The following is a 16603-nucleotide window of genomic DNA, read 5'->3' on the forward strand; positions in this document are numbered from 1 at the left end:
GTTGCAATGAATTTACATGAATATCAGGCAAAGGAGCTATTTAATAATTACGGTTTGCCAGTTCCTCGGGGACATGTGGTCTACACAGTTGAAGAAGCGGTTCAGGCTCTGGATATGTTATCCACTCCCAAAGCAGTAGTGAAAGCGCAGGTTCATGCCGGGGGGCGTGGAAAGGCAGGTGGTGTCAAGCTGGTTTCCAGCCGTGATGAATTGGCCAATGCGGCGAAAGCCCTGTTAGGCACGCGTTTAGTAACCTATCAGACTGATGCCAAAGGTCAGCCGGTTAATGCCCTGCTAATTGAAGAAACCTGTGACATCGGACGCGAACTCTACCTGGGCGCAGTAATTGATCGTTCCACACAGCGAGTAGTCTTCATGGCTTCTACAGAAGGCGGCGTGGAAATTGAAAAAGTAGCGCATGAGACACCTGAGAAAATTTTCAAGGTCATCATGGATCCTCTGGTCGGTATTATGCCTTTCCAGGGCCGTGAAATCGGTTTTAAACTGGGACTTGATGATAATCAGATTAAGCAGTTCACCCAGTTAATGATTGGACTTGGGAAAATGTTTGTTGATTGTGATTTAAGCCTGCTGGAAATCAATCCGCTGGTTGTGACCAAATCAGGCAATTTGTTATGTCTGGATGGCAAAATTAATCTTGATGGTAATGCGCTGTATCGTCAGCCAAGACTGAAGGCAATGCGCGACACTTCACAGGAAGACGAAAGAGAAAATCATGCGACCAACTGGGAGCTTAATTATATTCCGCTGGATGGCTCGATTGGCTGTATGGTTAACGGGGCGGGTCTTGCGATGGCCACCATGGACGTTATCAAACTGCATGGCGGTGAACCCGCAAACTTCCTTGATGTCGGCGGTGGCGCCACTAAGGAAAGAGTCAGCGAAGCATTTAAAATTATTCTTTCTGATGAACAGGTCAAAGGTATTCTGGTCAACATTTTCGGCGGTATTGTGCGCTGTGATTTGATTGCTGAGGGGATCATTGCCGCAGTAAAAGAAGTTGATGTTAAAGTACCCGTTGTTGTGCGCCTTGAAGGTAATAATGCGCAGTTAGGTGCAGAAATCCTGAACAAAAGTGATCTGAATGTGATTGCAGCGGACAGTTTAACCGATGCCGCTAAAAAAATCGTAGCCGCAGTGGCCTGATTTACGAATATCTGAAACCTTGATACGCAGAGCGTATCAGGGTTTCAGTTCAATGAATTCAGAAGAAAATTATTAGAACCAGTTTGAGGTCAGCATGAGCGTATTAGTTAATAAAGAAACCAAAGTAATTTGCCAGGGTTTCACCGGCAAGCAGGGAACCTTTCACTCCGAGCAGGCAATTGCCTATGGAACCAGAATGGTGGGTGGGGTAACCCCTGGAAAAGGCGGTCAGAGCCATTTAGATTTACCGGTATTTAATACCGTCAGGGAAGCGATGGAGGCAACACAGGCTGATGCCAGTGTGATCTATGTTCCGGCTCCATTCTGCAAAGACTCCATTCTCGAAGCAGCCGATGCGGGCGTAAAACTGATCGTCTGTATCACTGAAGGGGTTCCCGTACTGGACATGCTGGATGTGAAAGTGTATCTGGAAAACAATACCCAATCCCGTTTAATCGGGCCTAACTGCCCAGGAATTATTACCCCTGGCCAATGTAAAATCGGTATTATGCCGGGTTCAATTCATTTACCTGGAAGAGTCGGTATCGTTTCTCGCTCTGGTACACTGACTTATGAAGCAGTGAAACAAACAACAGATAAGGGATTCGGTCAGAGCACCTGTATCGGTATTGGCGGCGATCCAATTCCTGGAACCAGTTTTATTGATGCCTTGAATCTGTTTGAGCATGACGAGCAAACCGAAGCAATTATCATGGTGGGCGAGATTGGTGGTTCTGCTGAAGAAGAAGCGGCAGAGTTTATTAAATCCAATGTCAGCAAGCCAGTGGTTTCCTATATTGCCGGGGTTACTGCACCTGCTGGAAAGCGTATGGGGCATGCTGGCGCTATCATTTCTGGTGGAAAAGGCACTGCAGCTGAGAAATTTGCAGCGCTGGAAGCTGCAGGAGTAAGAACCGTCCGCTCACCTGCAGAACTGGGTGATGCGATTGCAGAAGTGACTGGCTGGTAATAGGCAGTTATGCTGGTTCGAAGTGTCGGTGGATAAATAGGAAATATGTCGTCTTTGCGAACGAAGTGAAGCAATCCAGAGTAAGTCTTGAACACACAGTTAGGAGCATTGGATTGCTTCGCTGACGCTCGCAAAGACGGTTTTTTGTGCACCTATCTTCATTAGCCTACGTACCGCGACTTGTTCGCGGTATCCAAAGATGCTTGAAAAAGGAATTAAAATGCTCAACTGGATGATTTATGGGGCGAATGGATATAGCGGGAAGCTAATAGCAAGAGAAGCCAAATCAAGAGGTTTAAATCCCATTCTGGCTGGGCGCGACTCACATTCCATCACTGAGTTTGCGAAAGACCTGGGACTTCAGAGCCGGGTTTTCGATTTAAGCGATCAACAGAATCTCTGTACACAACTCGCTGACGTAAAACTGGTTTTAAATTGTGCGGGTCCCTTTTCTTCCACTAGTCAGGCAATGATCAACGCCTGTATTCAATCAAGAGTCCACTATTTAGACATTACCGGTGAAATTTCTGTTTTTGAATATGCGCAGAAACAGGATAGTTCAGCAAAAGCCGCGAATATTATACTTTGTCCAGGTGTTGGTTTTGATGTGATACCGACAGACTGTCTCGCCGCCCAGTTAAAGCAACAGCTTGCTGATGCCAACTATTTGGCTCTCGGGTTTGACTCAAAATCAGGCCTGTCTCCGGGAACGGCAAAAACTGCGGTAGAAGGATTAGCATTAGGGGGTAGAGCTCGGGTGAATGGGTTAATACAAACCGTTCCTCTCGCCTGGAAAACGCGGACGATTGATTTTGGCCGAGGGGAGAAACTGGCAACGACCATTCCCTGGGGAGATGTAAGCACTGCCTTTCATACCACCAGAATACCCAATATTGAAGTCTATATCCCAATGAGTCCAAAGCGAGTATCGATGCTAAAGAGGCTCAATTATCTGCGATGGTTATTAGGCTTCAAGTGGGTGCAGAATTTTCTGAAATCGAGGGCCGCCGGGCAAAAAGGGCCTGATAATGAGCAGTTACAAAAGCAACTCACCTATGTCTGGGGAGAGGTAAAGAATGCCAGGGGCGATATTAAAACATTAAGATTTGCTACAGCGAATGGATACGCACTCACCGTCACGGGCAGTCTGGCTATTGTTGAGCACTTACTGAAAACAGAGATAAGCGCAGGCTACAAAACGCCATCGCAAATAATGGGAGCAGATTTTATCACTAAATTGCCTGGGTATAGCGAAAGGATAAATGATGAGGCCGCATGAACGTATTGATGGCAATGGTAAGCTGAACTTTGTTTTGATTCATAATGCCGGTGGGAATCATCATTTTTTTAGCTACCAGGTAGAGTTACTGAAGCAGTTTGGTAATATCGTCTGGCTTGATCTGCCTGGCCATAGCGGCAGTGAGGGAATCGCAAGCTACGAGATGGCTGATTTATCCGCTTTAATAAATAAGGTTTGCCGAGAACTATCGCTCGATAATATCTGCTTAATTGGCCTTAACAATGGTGCAGATATAGTGTTTGATACTGTGCTTAGTCATAATCTGCCCATCAAACACATTATCCTTATCGATCCGCCGATTTTTATGGATGAAAAATTTATCGAGGAAATTGAGGAGTTTATCACTGCCCTGGACACGGCAAATTATGAAGAATTTGTTGATGATCTGGTCAATGCCCTGTTTATTGATGCGAAGGAATCAACTAGGAAAATAGCGGCAGATGCCTTTAATCAGGTTGAAAAAAAAGCACTGCAGAAAATGTTTAAAGGCTTAATCGAATGGGATAGGCATTCTACAGGTAAATTAAGCCAGATTTCTTGTCCCGCATTATGTATTATCACCGATGAGCATCATTGCAGATATCAAAAATTACGGCAGGAAGCGCCTCAATTTGAGATTGGTAAAGTGATAGGATCCAAATGCTGGGCAACCCTTGAAGTACCAGAGCAGGTTAATGCAATGATTGCGCGATTTCTACAACTTAACAAAGGGTAAAAGCCAATATAACTTTTATCCCCTCCTGATAAAATCCCAAGCCGCTCCTTCAATCCTTAAGCTTCCGTTAAGTTTTCGATCGTATACTTTAAAGGAATGGAGAAAGGGAGTTATCATGCAAGTGATAATTGTTGAAGATCACGCCTTTAACGCATATTGCTTAACGCGCTTACTGCAGGAAGTTAATCCGCAGGTTAGCATAACCGTCTGTGCAAGCAGTTCTGATCTTAATCATTATTTGTCTCAATCAACCCCCGATTTGATTATTCTGGACGGCGATTTGGGAGCTGGCGATGGCCTGGCTTGTAACGGCCCTGCCGTGGCCGATAGTCTGCTGCAGGCCAATAAAGCCGTGCCTCTCGTTGTATGGACTAATTCACCTGCGATGCGCGCTGCGTTTTCAGGGGTATTTGCCCAGTACCGATTAAAACTATCTGAGGTGAATTGCTGGCCGAAAATGGTTTCAACAGAGCGGATTAGTCACACCTTAAAAACCTATTCTGCCAACTGCCAATCCAAGGTGGCAATGTCCCTGCCGATACCAGCCCGTCTAAGGGGAAAGGTCTCAAGGCATAACTTGCCCCGCGCCCAGTAAGCGAGCGTGGCGGCTTAGAAACTCATGCCATATTTTGGTAAGAGACAGTTTATCAATGGCATTTCACTGAGAGCTGCCTGATCTTTTCCAAGAATGAGCTGCTGCAATCGAGTTATTTTCTCTTTTGCTAAATATTCCGAGTCATTACCACCTCTAGCACTTGCCCTAACGGCTTCTTCGCATTCTTGTAAAGCCTGTATCACATACTTCTCTTTCTCTGCAGAAAGATCTTTAGAAGAAAGCTGGCGAATCAGGAAATCCTGTTTGGGAGCTACCTCGAGTTTTTTTGCAAAGTACTGAGCCGTTTGGTAGCGAAGCTGATTAAGAGGGTCGCTACTACAGGGAACATTCAATAATTGTAATTGTGCAGACTGCAATTTGTCATAAAATTTCCCTATTAATGATCTGGCTGCATCCATATTTTGTTCAAAACTACCGCGATGACGATTAACATCGCCATTATATGCTTGTGACATTGCCTCATATTTTGTCAGCAGGTTTTGTAGTATCTTCAGATGCACTTTATCATCACCCATACTAGTCAAATGTCTAAGCTCGCGTATTAAATCGACAGCCAATTCCAGTTTAGTTGATGATAGCTTATGATCAGGCGTTAAAAAGAATGCATTAGACATACTGACATTCGCCGCCTGATGTTTTTTTGTATACTGCTTTATATGATTTATGAGCAACTGCTTCGCTATTACGAAAAATGGAGTTCTTGAGTTATAAATCTTCTCAAAATCAGCTGCTGCAGTAGGGAGGTCTAATGAATGTTTATAACCTCTTCTAGCTAATGTCTGGACTAATTGCAGAAAGTGTTGCCGATCCCTGATATACTCTGCACCATCTCCTTCCTTTATCCAGGTTAATAAATAATCTGCACTCGTCATCAGCGGCTGATTATTCTTCGCAAGCCAGCGCTCAAAAGAATCAGCAATTTTCCTGTTTGCAAAATCTTCTTCGGAAATTGGCACATCCATAGCCGTTGAATAGCCTAATGCCGCTACTTCCTGTGCCAAGGCTAAAAAATCGCGGTGTCTTTTTACTAATTTGGTATGTTCATGGCTATCCAGCCATTTGAACAATAAATCGATATGCGATTGGTTGGAGTGACGGTTACCATCCATCCAGGCATCGAATGCCTTCGCAAAGGCTGCTATTTTCGAATGGGATAATTTGTTTTTAGTAGAAAATAGACTCATTTGGCAACTCAAAAGGCAGGTAATTGCAAAATTATACGCCTGCGCTTTTAAATTGTCATTACAGGCGATTAATGCGCCTCGCCCCAATTTTTCCCCACACCGGCGGAAACTTTTAAAGGAACAGATAAGGAAACCACATTTTCCATCAGGGTACAGATAGTTTCCCGGGCGGATTCGATGCATTCCTCCCTGACCTCAAAGACCAGTTCGTCATGAACTTGCATGATCATCTGAAAATCAGTATTGGCGGTGTCATTTTGCCATTGGATAATAGCCAGCATTGCTTTTTTAATAATATCAGCGGCGGTTCCCTGCATGGGTGCATTAATGGCGATACGTTCTGCTGCCCGCTGGCGGGTGAGGTTTCTGGAGTTGATTTCCTGAAGATGAAGCCGTCGGCCAAAGAGGGTTTCAACATAGCCTTGCTGATGCGCGAGACGACGCGTCCTTTCCATGTATTCGAGAACACCGGGATACCGTTTAAAATAGCAATCCATATAATATTGCGCATCCTGCCGATCAATACCTAATTGTTTGGCGAGACCGAAAGACGACATGCCATAAATCAAGCCAAAATTGACCGCCTTGGTACGACGGCGCTGTTCCTGGGTTACTTCATCCAGCGGCACCTGGAAAATTTCACTGGCAGTGGCATTATGAATGTCCCAATTATTGGCAAAGGCGGTTAACAGACTATCATCCTGGGACAAATGCGCCATGATTCTTAATTCAATTTGCGAATAATCGGCAGCGAGGATCACATGGTCAGGAGGCGCAATGAAGGCAGTTCGGATAAGCCGGCCTTCTTCATTACGGATAGGAATATTCTGTAAATTAGGATCACTTGACGATAGGCGACCGGTTGCAGCCACGGCCTGATTATAAGAAGTATGCACACGTCCGCTGTCTGCATTAATCCATTTAGGCAGGGCATCAATATAAGTGGACACCAGTTTACTTAAACTGCGGTATTCAAGAATTATGGCTGGCAGGCGATAATCGTAAGCCAATTCCTGTAAAACGGCCTCCGCTGTTGAGGGTTGGCCGGTTGGGGTTTTACTGATGGCAGGCAGTTTCAACTGCTCAAATAATATTTCCTGCAATTGCTTGGGCGAGTTAAGATTAAAAGGGCTTCCTGCAATGGCAATAGCCTCGGTCTCCAATTCAAGAATACGTGCCTTTAAACGTAAGCCATGCTCAGCCAAGGCATGGGTGTCAATTAAAACGCCTTTTCTCTCGATATCTGCCAGCACGGTGAGCAAGGGGATTTCAATTTCGTTGAAAACGCTTCTAAGCGGCTGATCCATCATTCCGTAAAGGATTTCATGGAGTTTTAAATTCAAGCTGGCATTTTCCGCGGCATAGTAAGCTGCTTTTTCAATTGGAATTAAATCAAAACTCAATTGCCGGGCGCCTTTTCCAGCAATCGCTTCAAGACCAAGCGGCTTGTGACCAAGAAATTTAAGAGACAGCGAATCCAGATCATGAGTTCCGGCTGAGCTGTTTAAAATATAGGATTCAAGCATGGTATCAAAGGCAATGCCTTGCAGGGTAATACCATAGTGCTTAAAAATCGTATAATCCTCTTTCAGATTATGTCCAAGTTTGGCAATCAGCGGGTTTTCCAAAATGGGCTTCAAACCTGCAAGAACGCTTTGCAGTGATAATTGTGTACCGCTCTCCTGGTGGGCAATCGGTATATAAACCGCATCCGAGGCCTCGATTGCAATGGAAATGCCCGTAATTTCTGCATTAATGAATTGATTTGTTTTTGTTTCTGTATTAATACAAAATCGTTTGCAATTAGCCAGTTGGCCTAACAAGGCTTTGAGTTTTTCTTCAGAGGTAATAATCTCAAAATTGGGTTTAAGGCTTTCCTCACCACTCTCCATTGCATTGGCTTCGCTTTGTTGAAGCAGTTCTTTCAGCCAGCCTTTGAATTCCAGTTCCCGTATTAATTCGATTAAACGGCTATCATTTGCTTTGACAATGCGCAAATCGCTTAACACCACCGGTAATTCAACATCTGTTTTAATGGTTACCAGGCGCTTGGACAAAGGCAGATGAGCCAGGCTCTCTCTTAAATTTTCGCCAATTTTGCCGCTTATGCTGTCAGCCTGAGCAATGAGGTTATCCAGGGTCTTAAATTGCTCAAGCCATTTTACCGCTGTCTTTGGTCCGCATTTATTCACCCCTGGAACATTATCAATGCTATCGCCGATGAGGGTAAGATAATCAATGATTTGCTCAGGAGTCACTCCGAATTTGGCCTTAACTCCCTCGATATCCAGGATCTGTCCAGTCATGGTGTTCACCAGGGTCACGTTGGCATTGACTAATTGCGCCATGTCTTTATCGCTGGTCGAAACAATAACGGAAATATTCTGCTCGGTGGCCAATCGGGCCAGAGTGCCAATCACATCATCCGCTTCAACCCCCTCAATGGTCAGCATCGGGATGCCCATCGCTTCAAGAAGGCTGCACAGCGGATCAAACTGGCAATACAGATCATTAGGCATCGGCGCTCGGTGCGCCTTATATTCCGGATACCAGTCATCGCGAAATGTTTTGCCTTTGGCGTCAAAGACTACCGCAAACTGCGAACTGGGATAGTCTTTCAACAAACGCTTAATCATATTCGCCACACCGTAAACCGCGCCGGTGGGCAGGCCTTTGGAATTTGTCAAAGGTGGAAGAGCATGGAATGCTCGAAAAAAATAGGAAGATCCATCGACAAGAATTAAAGGATCATTCATCGTTGTTCTCATATTGGTTAAGCCGCTCATCTAATGCATTTACTTTTTCACTAAGCGCCTTAAGATTTTTACGCATGATTGGTATTCGAGTGACCGACAGTTCCTGCTCAATGGCTTTATCCTTGGGACGGGCAGGATTACCAAGATATATATTACCCTGCTTTAAATGTTTTCGCGGTGGAACGCCTGCTCTGGCGGCAAGGATTACCCCATCGTCAATGCGCACGTGATCGCTAACGCCGACGTTAGCCGCAAAAATTACATTATTTCCGCTGATAGTGCTGCCGGCAATGCCAGTAAACGCACAAAGGATATTGTTTTTTCCAAGTTTAACTGAATGGGCAACCTGAACCAAATTATCAATTTTGCTTCCTTTACCCACTACCGTCGAGCCAAGTGTCGCTCTGTCAACCACCGAGTTGGCGCCAATTTCGACATCGTCTTCAATAATTACATTGCCGACATGGGGAATCTTAAGGTGCTCGCCATCTGTAAAAGTATAGCCGAAACCATCAGACCCAATCACTGTTGAAGCATGGATGCTTACTCGATTGCCCACTACGGAGTGATCGTAAATAGTGACTTGAGGATGAATTACGGTATCAGTACCTATTTTTACTGATTGCCCTACATGAACATGGCTTTTAAGGATAGAGCGATCGCCAATCACTGAGCCCGCGCCTACTACTACAAACGGCCCAATCACCACATCTTTCCCGATAACCGCTGTTTTATCAATGACAGCGCTTGAGTGGATACTGGCTTGTAATCTGGGCGCAGGATAAAACAAATGGATTAGCTCAATAAAGGCTTTTAACGGATTATCGACCTGCAGCAATGTCTTGGATGCACTGCTGGTCTGCCGGTTAACTAAAACGGCAGCAGCTTCCGATTGCTCGGCAAGATAGAGGTTGTCTTTTCCTTCAGCAAAAACCAGAGCGCCAGGGATGATATTATCAATAGGTGATAGCTGAGATATTGGAATAGTCATATCACCCAAAACAGTACCATTCAGCTTTTGAGCTAACTCTGACAACGTAACATTCATTGATTATTCTACCAATCACGCAAAATGTTTGGAATTATAACGCTATTGCAGAGTTTTGTCGTGGTTTAGATTTTAAGTTCTGCTGACTTCTCATTTTTTGGCTGTAGAACTGGCTAGTCTGCACAAATTTTAATTAGTTGAACGGGAGATATGGAGCAAGAAAAAAGGCTGCGCCAAAGAAAGCCGTTGACTCAATTGTTTTATCAGCGAGAATGGGAGTAAGGTTTTGAGTGATTTATCGAAACAATATTTGCTAATCGAAACAGAGCGGGTTGATTTAAACCCTGCATCTTAAAACACATGCAACACAGGGAGATTTTTTATGAAGAACACCGTGTCCTTATTTGCCGGATTGACTTTAATGGCAGGCATACTATCCGCACATGCAGAAACTGCGATTATTAAAACCTCTCAGGGAACCATTACCTGCGAATTATTTTCAGAACAGGCACCCAACACCGTCGCTAATTTTGTAGGATTGGCAACCGGTACAAAAGAATTTAAAGATCCCAAAACCGGTGAAATGGTCAAACGACCTTTTTATGATGGATTAACCTTCCATCGCGTGATTGCCGGTTTTATGATCCAGGGTGGTGATCCCCTTGGCAACGGCACCGGTGGGCCTGGCTATCAGTTTGATAATGAAAACACCAATGCCAGTTTTGACAAGCCAGGTGTACTGGCAATGGCTAATGCCGGCCCAAATACGAATGGCAGTCAATTTTTTATTACCGTTGCACCAACTCCCACTCTGCAAGGCGGTTACAATGTATTCGGCCAGGTCACAGCAGGACAAGACGTCGCTGACAAGATCAGTCAGACGGCGACCGATTCACAGGATAAACCGGTCACTCCTGTGGTGATTGAAAGCATTACTATTCAAAAATAGCCAGGCAGAAGGGGGTTTATAATTAACCCTCACCCTGGCCCTCACTGCCATAGTTAAGGACTTCTGTCATTCCCGCGAAAGGCGGGAATCTATTCCTCAGTCGGCATTGTGGCAAGCTCAGAGATGGATCCCCGCCTTTCGCGGGGATGACACTTTAATATACAATTGAGCTTAACTTAATGGCAGTGGCCCTCTCTCACAACTTGGGAGAGGGGATTTTCTCTTAAAAGGAATCTTCCTTAAAGTCCTCTCTCCCCCTGGGAGAGAGTTAGAGAGAGGGTTTTTTTACTGAACAGGTCGGAATTCAAAGATCTTGTCTAAATATCTTATAAGCTCTATATCTTGAAAAAAAAAATGTTTAGGATCTATGACTTAGATTCTTCACTGTATTCCAGGAATTCTTATGAGATGTGCTGTGATTCAATGGGCTAGTTTATTTTTGTTTTTACACGGGGGTAGTGCGATTAGTCAGGAATATCCGTTCTCGATGTTGTATTCTTTTGACTATTACCTGGGCAGCGCCCCGCAAAATGCCTTAATCATCAGCAAGGATCAAACCTTGTATGGTCATACAGATTCCTTTATCTATCAATTCAAACTGAAATCTGCGAAGGATGAACTGGGGATATTGCAGGAAGCAGGTAAACAGCGCGACGGGGCGCGTTTAAACTTCACCGGGGAATTGACGCTGGATAAGCAACAGCAATTTCTTTATGGAGTGCGCAATGGCTTTTTACAGGGCGATGTTTTTAAAATGAGCACCGATGGGCATTTCTTTCAAGTTCTCCATGAGGCCGACATCGAAACACGCTATGCAGAAGGCTATGATTTGAAAGGCGGGTTAGTCTTAAGCCCTGATGAGCAGTTTCTTTACGGTGCCGCTGAATCTGGAGGGCTTGCGAATGAGCCACGCTCTACTTCCGGTGTTATTTATCGAATCAGTCTTGATAATTCCTTGCAGCCTGCCTATGAAGTCATTCATGCCTTCAAAGGTCAGGAAGATGAAAACGGTTCGGCACCGGCTGCAAGCCTGGCACTAAGTCAGAATGGCCATGACTTATATGGAATTACCAGCTTGGGCGGCAGTAAAAAATGCGGCAGTCTGTTTAAGATAGAGAATGCTGATTCAAGTGAACCCCATTTTAAGCATTTACATTCGTTTGATTGCAACAATGAAGCAGGCTCTCGAAATGGCGGTATTCCTGAAAAAATTATCTTAAATGAAAAAACGCAGGCTATTTATGGGATTGCTTATAAGACCAGCCACTGGAATAATTCAGGAATCATTTTCAAGATTGATTTATCCGATGAATCCTGTTCGTCCAGCGTTTTGCATGAGTTTAGCGTTCATGACGGGATCCATCCGCAAGCTTTAATTCTTAGCCCGGATGGTAAAACACTTTTTGGCGCGACCAATTATTTTGGTTCGACCAAGTCCAATTATGGAACCATCTTCAAATTAGACCTGGAAGAGCCCAAATCACGGTTTGAAGTACTGCATGTTTTTACAGGCGCTAATGGACAACCAATGAATCCTGGCTCGGGATTATGCCTGGCTGCCGACAAGCTTTACGGAGTGACCGAATTTGGCGGCAGACATGGCTCTGGTGGATTGTTTGAGATTAGCCTCTAAGCTGTAGAGGCTAAGGACATCAATAGGCTCTTCTTAACAAGAGGGCTGCATTGGCTCCACCAAACGCAAAATGGTTCGAGAGGGCGATATCAATGCGTTTGGGACGCGCCTGGTTTGCCACATAATCCAAATCACAGGCCGGGTCCGTATTGTGAAGGTTAATAGTGGGCAAAAGAATATCCTGCTGCAGGCTCAGGGTGGTTGCGATAATTTCCATTGCTCCGGCTGCACCGATGGCGTGTCCCGTCATTGCCTTTTGGGCAGTGATAGGGATTTCATAGGCTCGTTCACCAAAAACTGCTTTGATGGTTTCAGTTTCGGTCAGGTCATTTAACTGGGTTCCTGTGCCATGTGCATTGATATATTGCACATCACCTACTGATAATCTGGCATCGGCAAGTGCTGTTTCAATCGCCCGGGTTTGCCCTTTTGTATGCGGAGCAGTTACATGGTAGGCATCACAACTGGCGCCAAAACCAATAATTTCCGCATAGATGGTGGCGCCTCGTGCCTTGGCGTGTTGCAATTCTTCGAGAACCAGAATACCGGCGCCATCGGCCATCACCATGCCATCCCGGTCTTTATCAAAAGGCCGGCATGATAAATGAGGTTGGTCATTTTGGGTTGACATGACTCGCAGCTTGCACCAGGCTGCCATAATCGATTCCCATAACAGCGATTCGGTTCCGCCACACAAAGCAAGCGCAAGCCTGCCATGTGCAATGTGCTGATAAGCAGTGCCAATGGCTTCCGCCGAGGACACACAGGCATTGGAAATAGTGGAATTTGGGCCGCCAAGACCAAAAGCGATTGCCACAAAATTGGCAATGGAATTGGGCATGCCGCGAATAACGCTCAAAGCAGGTATTTTTCTCCAGCTTTCTTTATAAAAGGCTTCATAAGCGCTTTCCAATTCCGGCGTACCGCCTACACTGGTGCCTATAAATGTACCGGCAAGAGATAATTCCTCAGGCGTGAGCCCTGCGCGCTCAATAGCATGGTGAGCGCAATAGAGGGCATACTGCGCTGCGCGTGGATAACGTTTGCTTTTGTCAAACTGGGGCAGATGATCCAGTGACAAATCAGTCACTTCTCCCCCAATCTGGGTGGGGTATGGGCTGGGATCGTAATGCTGAATCCGCCGAATACCACAGCGGCCTGCCACTGCAGCCTCCCAAAAAGCGTCTAAACCACAACCTATAGAGGAGACAAGATCCATCCCCGTAATGACCACACGTTTTTTCATGCCACACCCTTAGGCGCTATCCATAAGCGTAAAAGGCAATACTAAAGTGGCCGTTGAAAATCTGTCAAGCTGAATTCTCGAAATCAGCAGGAATCGTCGCTGAAATGACCTCTTTCCAGTAAAGTCTGTATCTTTTCTATATTAATGACCCAATAATCAAAAACGCTGGCGATTTTAAAATCATGCCGCAGATAGAGATTTAATGCGTTTTGATTAGTGGTTTCAACGTCAAGCGTTAGTTTGTATATTTCCTGCATCAACGCCTTGTTAATGCAATAAGCCAGAAGGGTGCTTCCGAGCCCCTGTCCCTGGAATTCCGGTAAAATGGCAATGTCCGAAAAAGTGGCTTTTTCATTTTGCCAGTGAATATGCGCTTTGCCGATTGGCTGCTCGTCCTTTATTGCCAGATAGATGCTGTAATCCGGATCATTCATTATCTGAATAAAGCGCTCAACATTACTGGGAACATCCATTTTAAAGGCGGAATTGTCAATTTCGCACAATAATTCGGCGTCATCAAAAACCGCTTTTCTAAAAGAAAGCGTGGAATGGTTTACAAGGATGGGCTCATAACTTTGTCTTAGCATGTGATAATCGCTCTGCTGATAGTTAAATCCCAGAGGACCAAGCCATGAGTCATTGAACTTATGCCCCATTGAAAAAATAAGACGCTTCATTTTTTTTGACTGGAGAAGCGGCAAAATATTAAAAAGCAATTTGCTGGCCAAGCCCTGGCGGCGAGAATCTGGCTCTACCAGTACACTCACTTCGCAAGCATCCTCATAAAAAAAGTAGGTGCTTAAAAAAGCAACCAGTCGGTTATCGACATAATACAGGATATTATTGGCTGTTTCTCGTTTCTGCCTCAGGATATGCGGGTAGAAACTTGGCAGTCCGCCATCAATGGCCTTGCATCTGTTTTTGAGATCAGTCAATGCATCCATTTGCATTTCAGTGAGCTGATAGGTTCTGAGAAGCATACGGTACTCCGTGTTCAGATTCTAATTTATAAATTATAAACATTGCCGCTGAAAAGTGTGTATCTAAAGCGACAATTTTCCTGGTAATTGTTTAAAGTATTATTTGGTTTTTACCAAGGATATCATTCATCGAGGGGTGACCAGCAGGATGAATAAAACCCGCAAACTGTCGAGAATACTGTTAGCAGGGAGCTTGCTTCTTCCCTTTGACCTATCAATAAAATCAATAGGATACTCCATGATTTTGGCCTGCGTTTTATGCAGGGACCAAAATAATTCCAGCTTATAGGCAAAATTATTGGAGATAAATTGCCTGGGCAGAGCCTTGTTTAATACATGCGAGCGGCTAACCCGAAAGCCACTGGTAAAGTCTTTGTATTTGCTGGTCAATACGGTCTGACATAACCAGTTTCCTGCTTTGGATAAGAGTCGTCTGTACCAGCTCCAGCCAGACGGAATACTGCCGCCGGCAACATAGCGGCTTCCTACAACTACATCATAAACCGCTAACTGCTCAATCATAGGCAGCAAATAATGAGGCTGGTGAGAAAGATCGGCATCAAACTCAATTATTATGTCCGCCCCTATGTCGCTCAGTGCATAACGCATTGCTTGCATATACGCTGAGCCCAGTCCTGTTTTGCAGGGTTCTGTCTTCAAATAAAGGCGAGGATAAATGCTTTGCAGTCGCAGCACGATTTCCCTGGTTTGGTCTATCGAGCCACTGTCAAAAACCAAAACATAAAAAATCAGCGCAGAGCTTGATACTGACTGGAAAACCTGATGGAGTGTTTTTTCAATGGTTGCGGATTCATTGAACGTCGGAATGATGATTACGGCCGATCGAATGCTCATAATTATTGTGTAGCTTTAATAGTTTCTGCAAAACAGTATTTATACTATATTAGCCGCGTCTTTCTCCATACCTGACCATCAAAATGCTTAAAGGTCTGCTTTTGCTCGAATATGCTATTCAAGTGCTGATTATCGTCGGTCTGAGCACGCTTTTTTTTGATTTTATCCATGTAGTCTTTCATTTATGCCTGAAATCCACTAACAGCGTATTGAGGCGAATAGGGCGATGGCATCTTGTACATCATCAGTTTTTAAATTCGCGACTGGAAATCAATGCCAATTTATGGCCTGACAATTTAATTTATCATGCAATACCTGAGTTTCTCATTCAGATTATCGCTTGCTTATTTTGCCTCTTCTTTTTTTCAGCCTCGGCTGTTTTTAGCACCATAGTTATTGAAGCATGGTTTTTTCTTTTGTCCGTATACAGGAGAGGGGTGGATAGAAATCATTCGCCGGTAAAGCGTCTGCCTGCCTGTTCAAATGGTTTATTGGTAACACCTGAGTATCATGCCTTGCACCATGTTTTTCCGGAGAAATATTTCGGTTCAGTGAGCCGGTTAATCGATTATTTTCTGGGAAGCGGCTGTCAGATTGCCAGAAAAAAAATTATGTTAACCGGGGCCAGTGGTGCTTTGGGGAGCGCACTTAAACAGCAGCTCGAGAAAGCCGGGGCATTAGTGACTACACCGCGTTTTGGAGTCGACTACCACTATGAAGATTATGAAAAAATAGTGCCTCTGCTAAAGACTGCTGATATCCTGGTGCTTTGTCATGGCTCAAAATATCAATTTGCCCAGCAAGCAAACTGTGATTCATTTATTGCAATAATTGAACTGTATAAACAGGTAAAATTGCCTGCGCTTTACCCTGCGGAAGTATGGGCGGTTGGTTCAGAGATTGAAATACAGCCTTGCTTTGGAAGAAAAAAGATAAAAGACTATGCGAGCTCCAAACGAAATTTTGCCAGGGCGGCTCGCGTTTATTTCCATGAACAGGATATTTTGTATCGGCATATGATTTATTCCCGCTTTACTTCGTCTATGGGAAGAGGTTTTATGAGTGCTGATTTTGCCGCCAGGGTTACCCTCTTTTTGATAAAAAGGGGATTCAAATATATTCCGGTAACGTATACAGGTTTGGCATTTCTTAATTATTTTCGTTATTTATTCAAGCTTCCTCATTCTATTCGGAATACAAAACAGAATTAATATTATTTCTCTTCAATATCGGAGATTGCTTTG

General features: G+C 44.5%; 15 protein-coding genes. 9 read left to right on the forward strand and 6 right to left on the reverse strand.

What is annotated here, in order from left to right; all coding sequences use genetic code 11:
* Positions 1-6: 6 nt before the first annotated feature.
* The 5 genes from sucC (at position 7) to E1O89_RS09260 (ending at position 4747) form a co-directional block, all read left to right on the forward strand.
* Complete coding sequence (gene sucC, locus E1O89_RS09240) at positions 7-1167, forward strand: ADP-forming succinate--CoA ligase subunit beta (protein WP_112219480.1); 1161 nt, start codon at positions 7-9, stop codon at positions 1165-1167.
* A gap of 94 nt (positions 1168-1261) precedes the next feature.
* A complete protein-coding gene (gene sucD, locus E1O89_RS09245; RefSeq protein WP_133139914.1) occupies positions 1262-2137 on the forward strand; it encodes a succinate--CoA ligase subunit alpha in 876 nt (291 codons plus the stop codon).
* Positions 2138-2357: 220 nt separating this feature from the next.
* A complete protein-coding gene (locus E1O89_RS09250) occupies positions 2358-3416 on the forward strand; it encodes a saccharopine dehydrogenase family protein (protein ID WP_133139915.1) in 1059 nt (352 codons plus the stop codon).
* The gene (locus E1O89_RS09255; RefSeq protein ID WP_133139916.1) at positions 3400-4152 is read left to right on the forward strand and encodes an alpha/beta fold hydrolase; all 753 of its coding nucleotides are present in this window, start codon (positions 3400-3402) and stop codon (positions 4150-4152) included. The genes E1O89_RS09250 and E1O89_RS09255 overlap by 17 nt, the downstream gene beginning before the upstream one ends.
* Before the next feature lie 115 nt (positions 4153-4267).
* Positions 4268-4747 carry a response regulator gene (locus tag E1O89_RS09260; protein ID WP_133139917.1) on the forward strand — a complete coding sequence of 160 codons (480 nt, stop codon included), beginning with the start codon at positions 4268-4270 and terminating at the stop codon, positions 4745-4747.
* 14 nt (positions 4748-4761) lie between these two features.
* On the opposite strand, the gene E1O89_RS09265 is transcribed toward E1O89_RS09260, so the two are convergent.
* The 3 genes from E1O89_RS09265 to lpxD form a co-directional block, all read right to left on the reverse strand.
* Entirely contained in the window at positions 4762-5952 is a 1191-nt protein-coding gene (locus E1O89_RS09265; RefSeq protein ID WP_133139918.1) for a hypothetical protein, read from the reverse strand.
* Between the two features lie 68 nt (positions 5953-6020).
* Entirely contained in the window at positions 6021-8708 is a 2688-nt protein-coding gene (gene polA, locus E1O89_RS09270) for a DNA polymerase I (protein WP_133139919.1), read from the reverse strand.
* The gene (lpxD, locus tag E1O89_RS09275) at positions 8701-9756 is read right to left on the reverse strand and encodes a UDP-3-O-(3-hydroxymyristoyl)glucosamine N-acyltransferase (protein ID WP_133139920.1); all 1056 of its coding nucleotides are present in this window, start codon (positions 9754-9756) and stop codon (positions 8701-8703) included. The genes polA and lpxD overlap by 8 nt, the downstream gene beginning before the upstream one ends.
* A gap of 322 nt (positions 9757-10078) precedes the next feature.
* Here lpxD and E1O89_RS09280 point away from each other — a divergent pair, with 322 nt between their 5' ends.
* Entirely contained in the window at positions 10079-10645 is a 567-nt protein-coding gene (locus tag E1O89_RS09280; protein ID WP_133139921.1) for a peptidylprolyl isomerase, read from the forward strand.
* Positions 10646-11048: 403 nt separating this feature from the next.
* Positions 11049-12278, forward strand: a complete 1230-nt coding sequence (locus E1O89_RS09285) for a choice-of-anchor tandem repeat GloVer-containing protein (protein WP_133139922.1) — start codon at positions 11049-11051, stop codon at positions 12276-12278.
* A 19-nt stretch (positions 12279-12297) separates the two neighbouring features.
* Here the strand turns inward: E1O89_RS09285 and E1O89_RS09290 are convergent, their stop codons facing one another.
* The 3 genes from E1O89_RS09290 to E1O89_RS09300 all read right to left on the reverse strand — a co-directional run bounded on the left by E1O89_RS09290 (position 12298) and on the right by E1O89_RS09300 (position 15359).
* Positions 12298-13524 carry a beta-ketoacyl-[acyl-carrier-protein] synthase family protein gene (locus tag E1O89_RS09290; RefSeq protein WP_133139923.1) on the reverse strand — a complete coding sequence of 409 codons (1227 nt, stop codon included), beginning with the start codon at positions 13522-13524 and terminating at the stop codon, positions 12298-12300.
* 83 nt (positions 13525-13607) lie between these two features.
* A complete protein-coding gene (locus E1O89_RS09295) occupies positions 13608-14504 on the reverse strand; it encodes a GNAT family N-acetyltransferase (RefSeq protein WP_133139924.1) in 897 nt (298 codons plus the stop codon).
* A gap of 126 nt (positions 14505-14630) precedes the next feature.
* Entirely contained in the window at positions 14631-15359 is a 729-nt protein-coding gene (locus E1O89_RS09300) for a polyprenol monophosphomannose synthase (protein ID WP_133139925.1), read from the reverse strand.
* Here E1O89_RS09300 and E1O89_RS15790 point away from each other — a divergent pair.
* Positions 15318-15434 carry a hypothetical protein gene (locus E1O89_RS15790; RefSeq protein WP_410054767.1) on the forward strand — a complete coding sequence of 39 codons (117 nt, stop codon included), beginning with the start codon at positions 15318-15320 and terminating at the stop codon, positions 15432-15434. The two genes, E1O89_RS09300 and E1O89_RS15790, sit on opposite strands and share 42 nt — an antisense overlap.
* A gap of 8 nt (positions 15435-15442) precedes the next feature.
* A complete protein-coding gene (locus tag E1O89_RS09305; RefSeq protein ID WP_133139926.1) occupies positions 15443-16570 on the forward strand; it encodes a sterol desaturase family protein in 1128 nt (375 codons plus the stop codon).
* Positions 16571-16603: the final 33 nt, after the last annotated feature.

This window comes from Legionella genomosp. 1 (assembly GCF_900640215.1).
Taxonomy (GTDB): domain Bacteria; phylum Pseudomonadota; class Gammaproteobacteria; order Legionellales; family Legionellaceae; genus Legionella_C; species Legionella_C quinlivanii_A.

Bases quoted from the DNA above. Each gene is read 5' to 3' on its own strand.
- E1O89_RS09255 (WP_133139916.1), top strand. From the start codon at position 3,400: ATGATGAGGCCGCATGAACGTATTGATGGCAATGGTAAGCTGAACTTT.
- E1O89_RS09265 (WP_133139918.1), bottom strand. From the start codon at position 5,952: ATGAGTCTATTTTCTACTAAAAACAAATTATCCCATTCGAAAATAGCA.
- E1O89_RS09250 (WP_133139915.1), top strand. From the start codon at position 2,358: ATGCTCAACTGGATGATTTATGGGGCGAATGGATATAGCGGGAAGCTA.
- E1O89_RS09295 (WP_133139924.1), bottom strand. From the start codon at position 14,504: ATGCTTCTCAGAACCTATCAGCTCACTGAAATGCAAATGGATGCATTG.
- E1O89_RS09260 (WP_133139917.1), top strand. From the start codon at position 4,268: ATGCAAGTGATAATTGTTGAAGATCACGCCTTTAACGCATATTGCTTA.
- E1O89_RS09300 (WP_133139925.1), bottom strand. From the start codon at position 15,359: ATGAGCATTCGATCGGCCGTAATCATCATTCCGACGTTCAATGAATCC.
- E1O89_RS09285 (WP_133139922.1), top strand. From the start codon at position 11,049: ATGAGATGTGCTGTGATTCAATGGGCTAGTTTATTTTTGTTTTTACAC.
- E1O89_RS09305 (WP_133139926.1), top strand. From the start codon at position 15,443: ATGCTTAAAGGTCTGCTTTTGCTCGAATATGCTATTCAAGTGCTGATT.
- polA (WP_133139919.1), bottom strand. From the start codon at position 8,708: ATGAATGATCCTTTAATTCTTGTCGATGGATCTTCCTATTTTTTTCGA.
- E1O89_RS09290 (WP_133139923.1), bottom strand. From the start codon at position 13,524: ATGAAAAAACGTGTGGTCATTACGGGGATGGATCTTGTCTCCTCTATA.
- sucC (WP_112219480.1), top strand. From the start codon at position 7: ATGAATTTACATGAATATCAGGCAAAGGAGCTATTTAATAATTACGGT.
- lpxD (WP_133139920.1), bottom strand. From the start codon at position 9,756: ATGAATGTTACGTTGTCAGAGTTAGCTCAAAAGCTGAATGGTACTGTT.
- E1O89_RS09280 (WP_133139921.1), top strand. From the start codon at position 10,079: ATGAAGAACACCGTGTCCTTATTTGCCGGATTGACTTTAATGGCAGGC.
- sucD (WP_133139914.1), top strand. From the start codon at position 1,262: ATGAGCGTATTAGTTAATAAAGAAACCAAAGTAATTTGCCAGGGTTTC.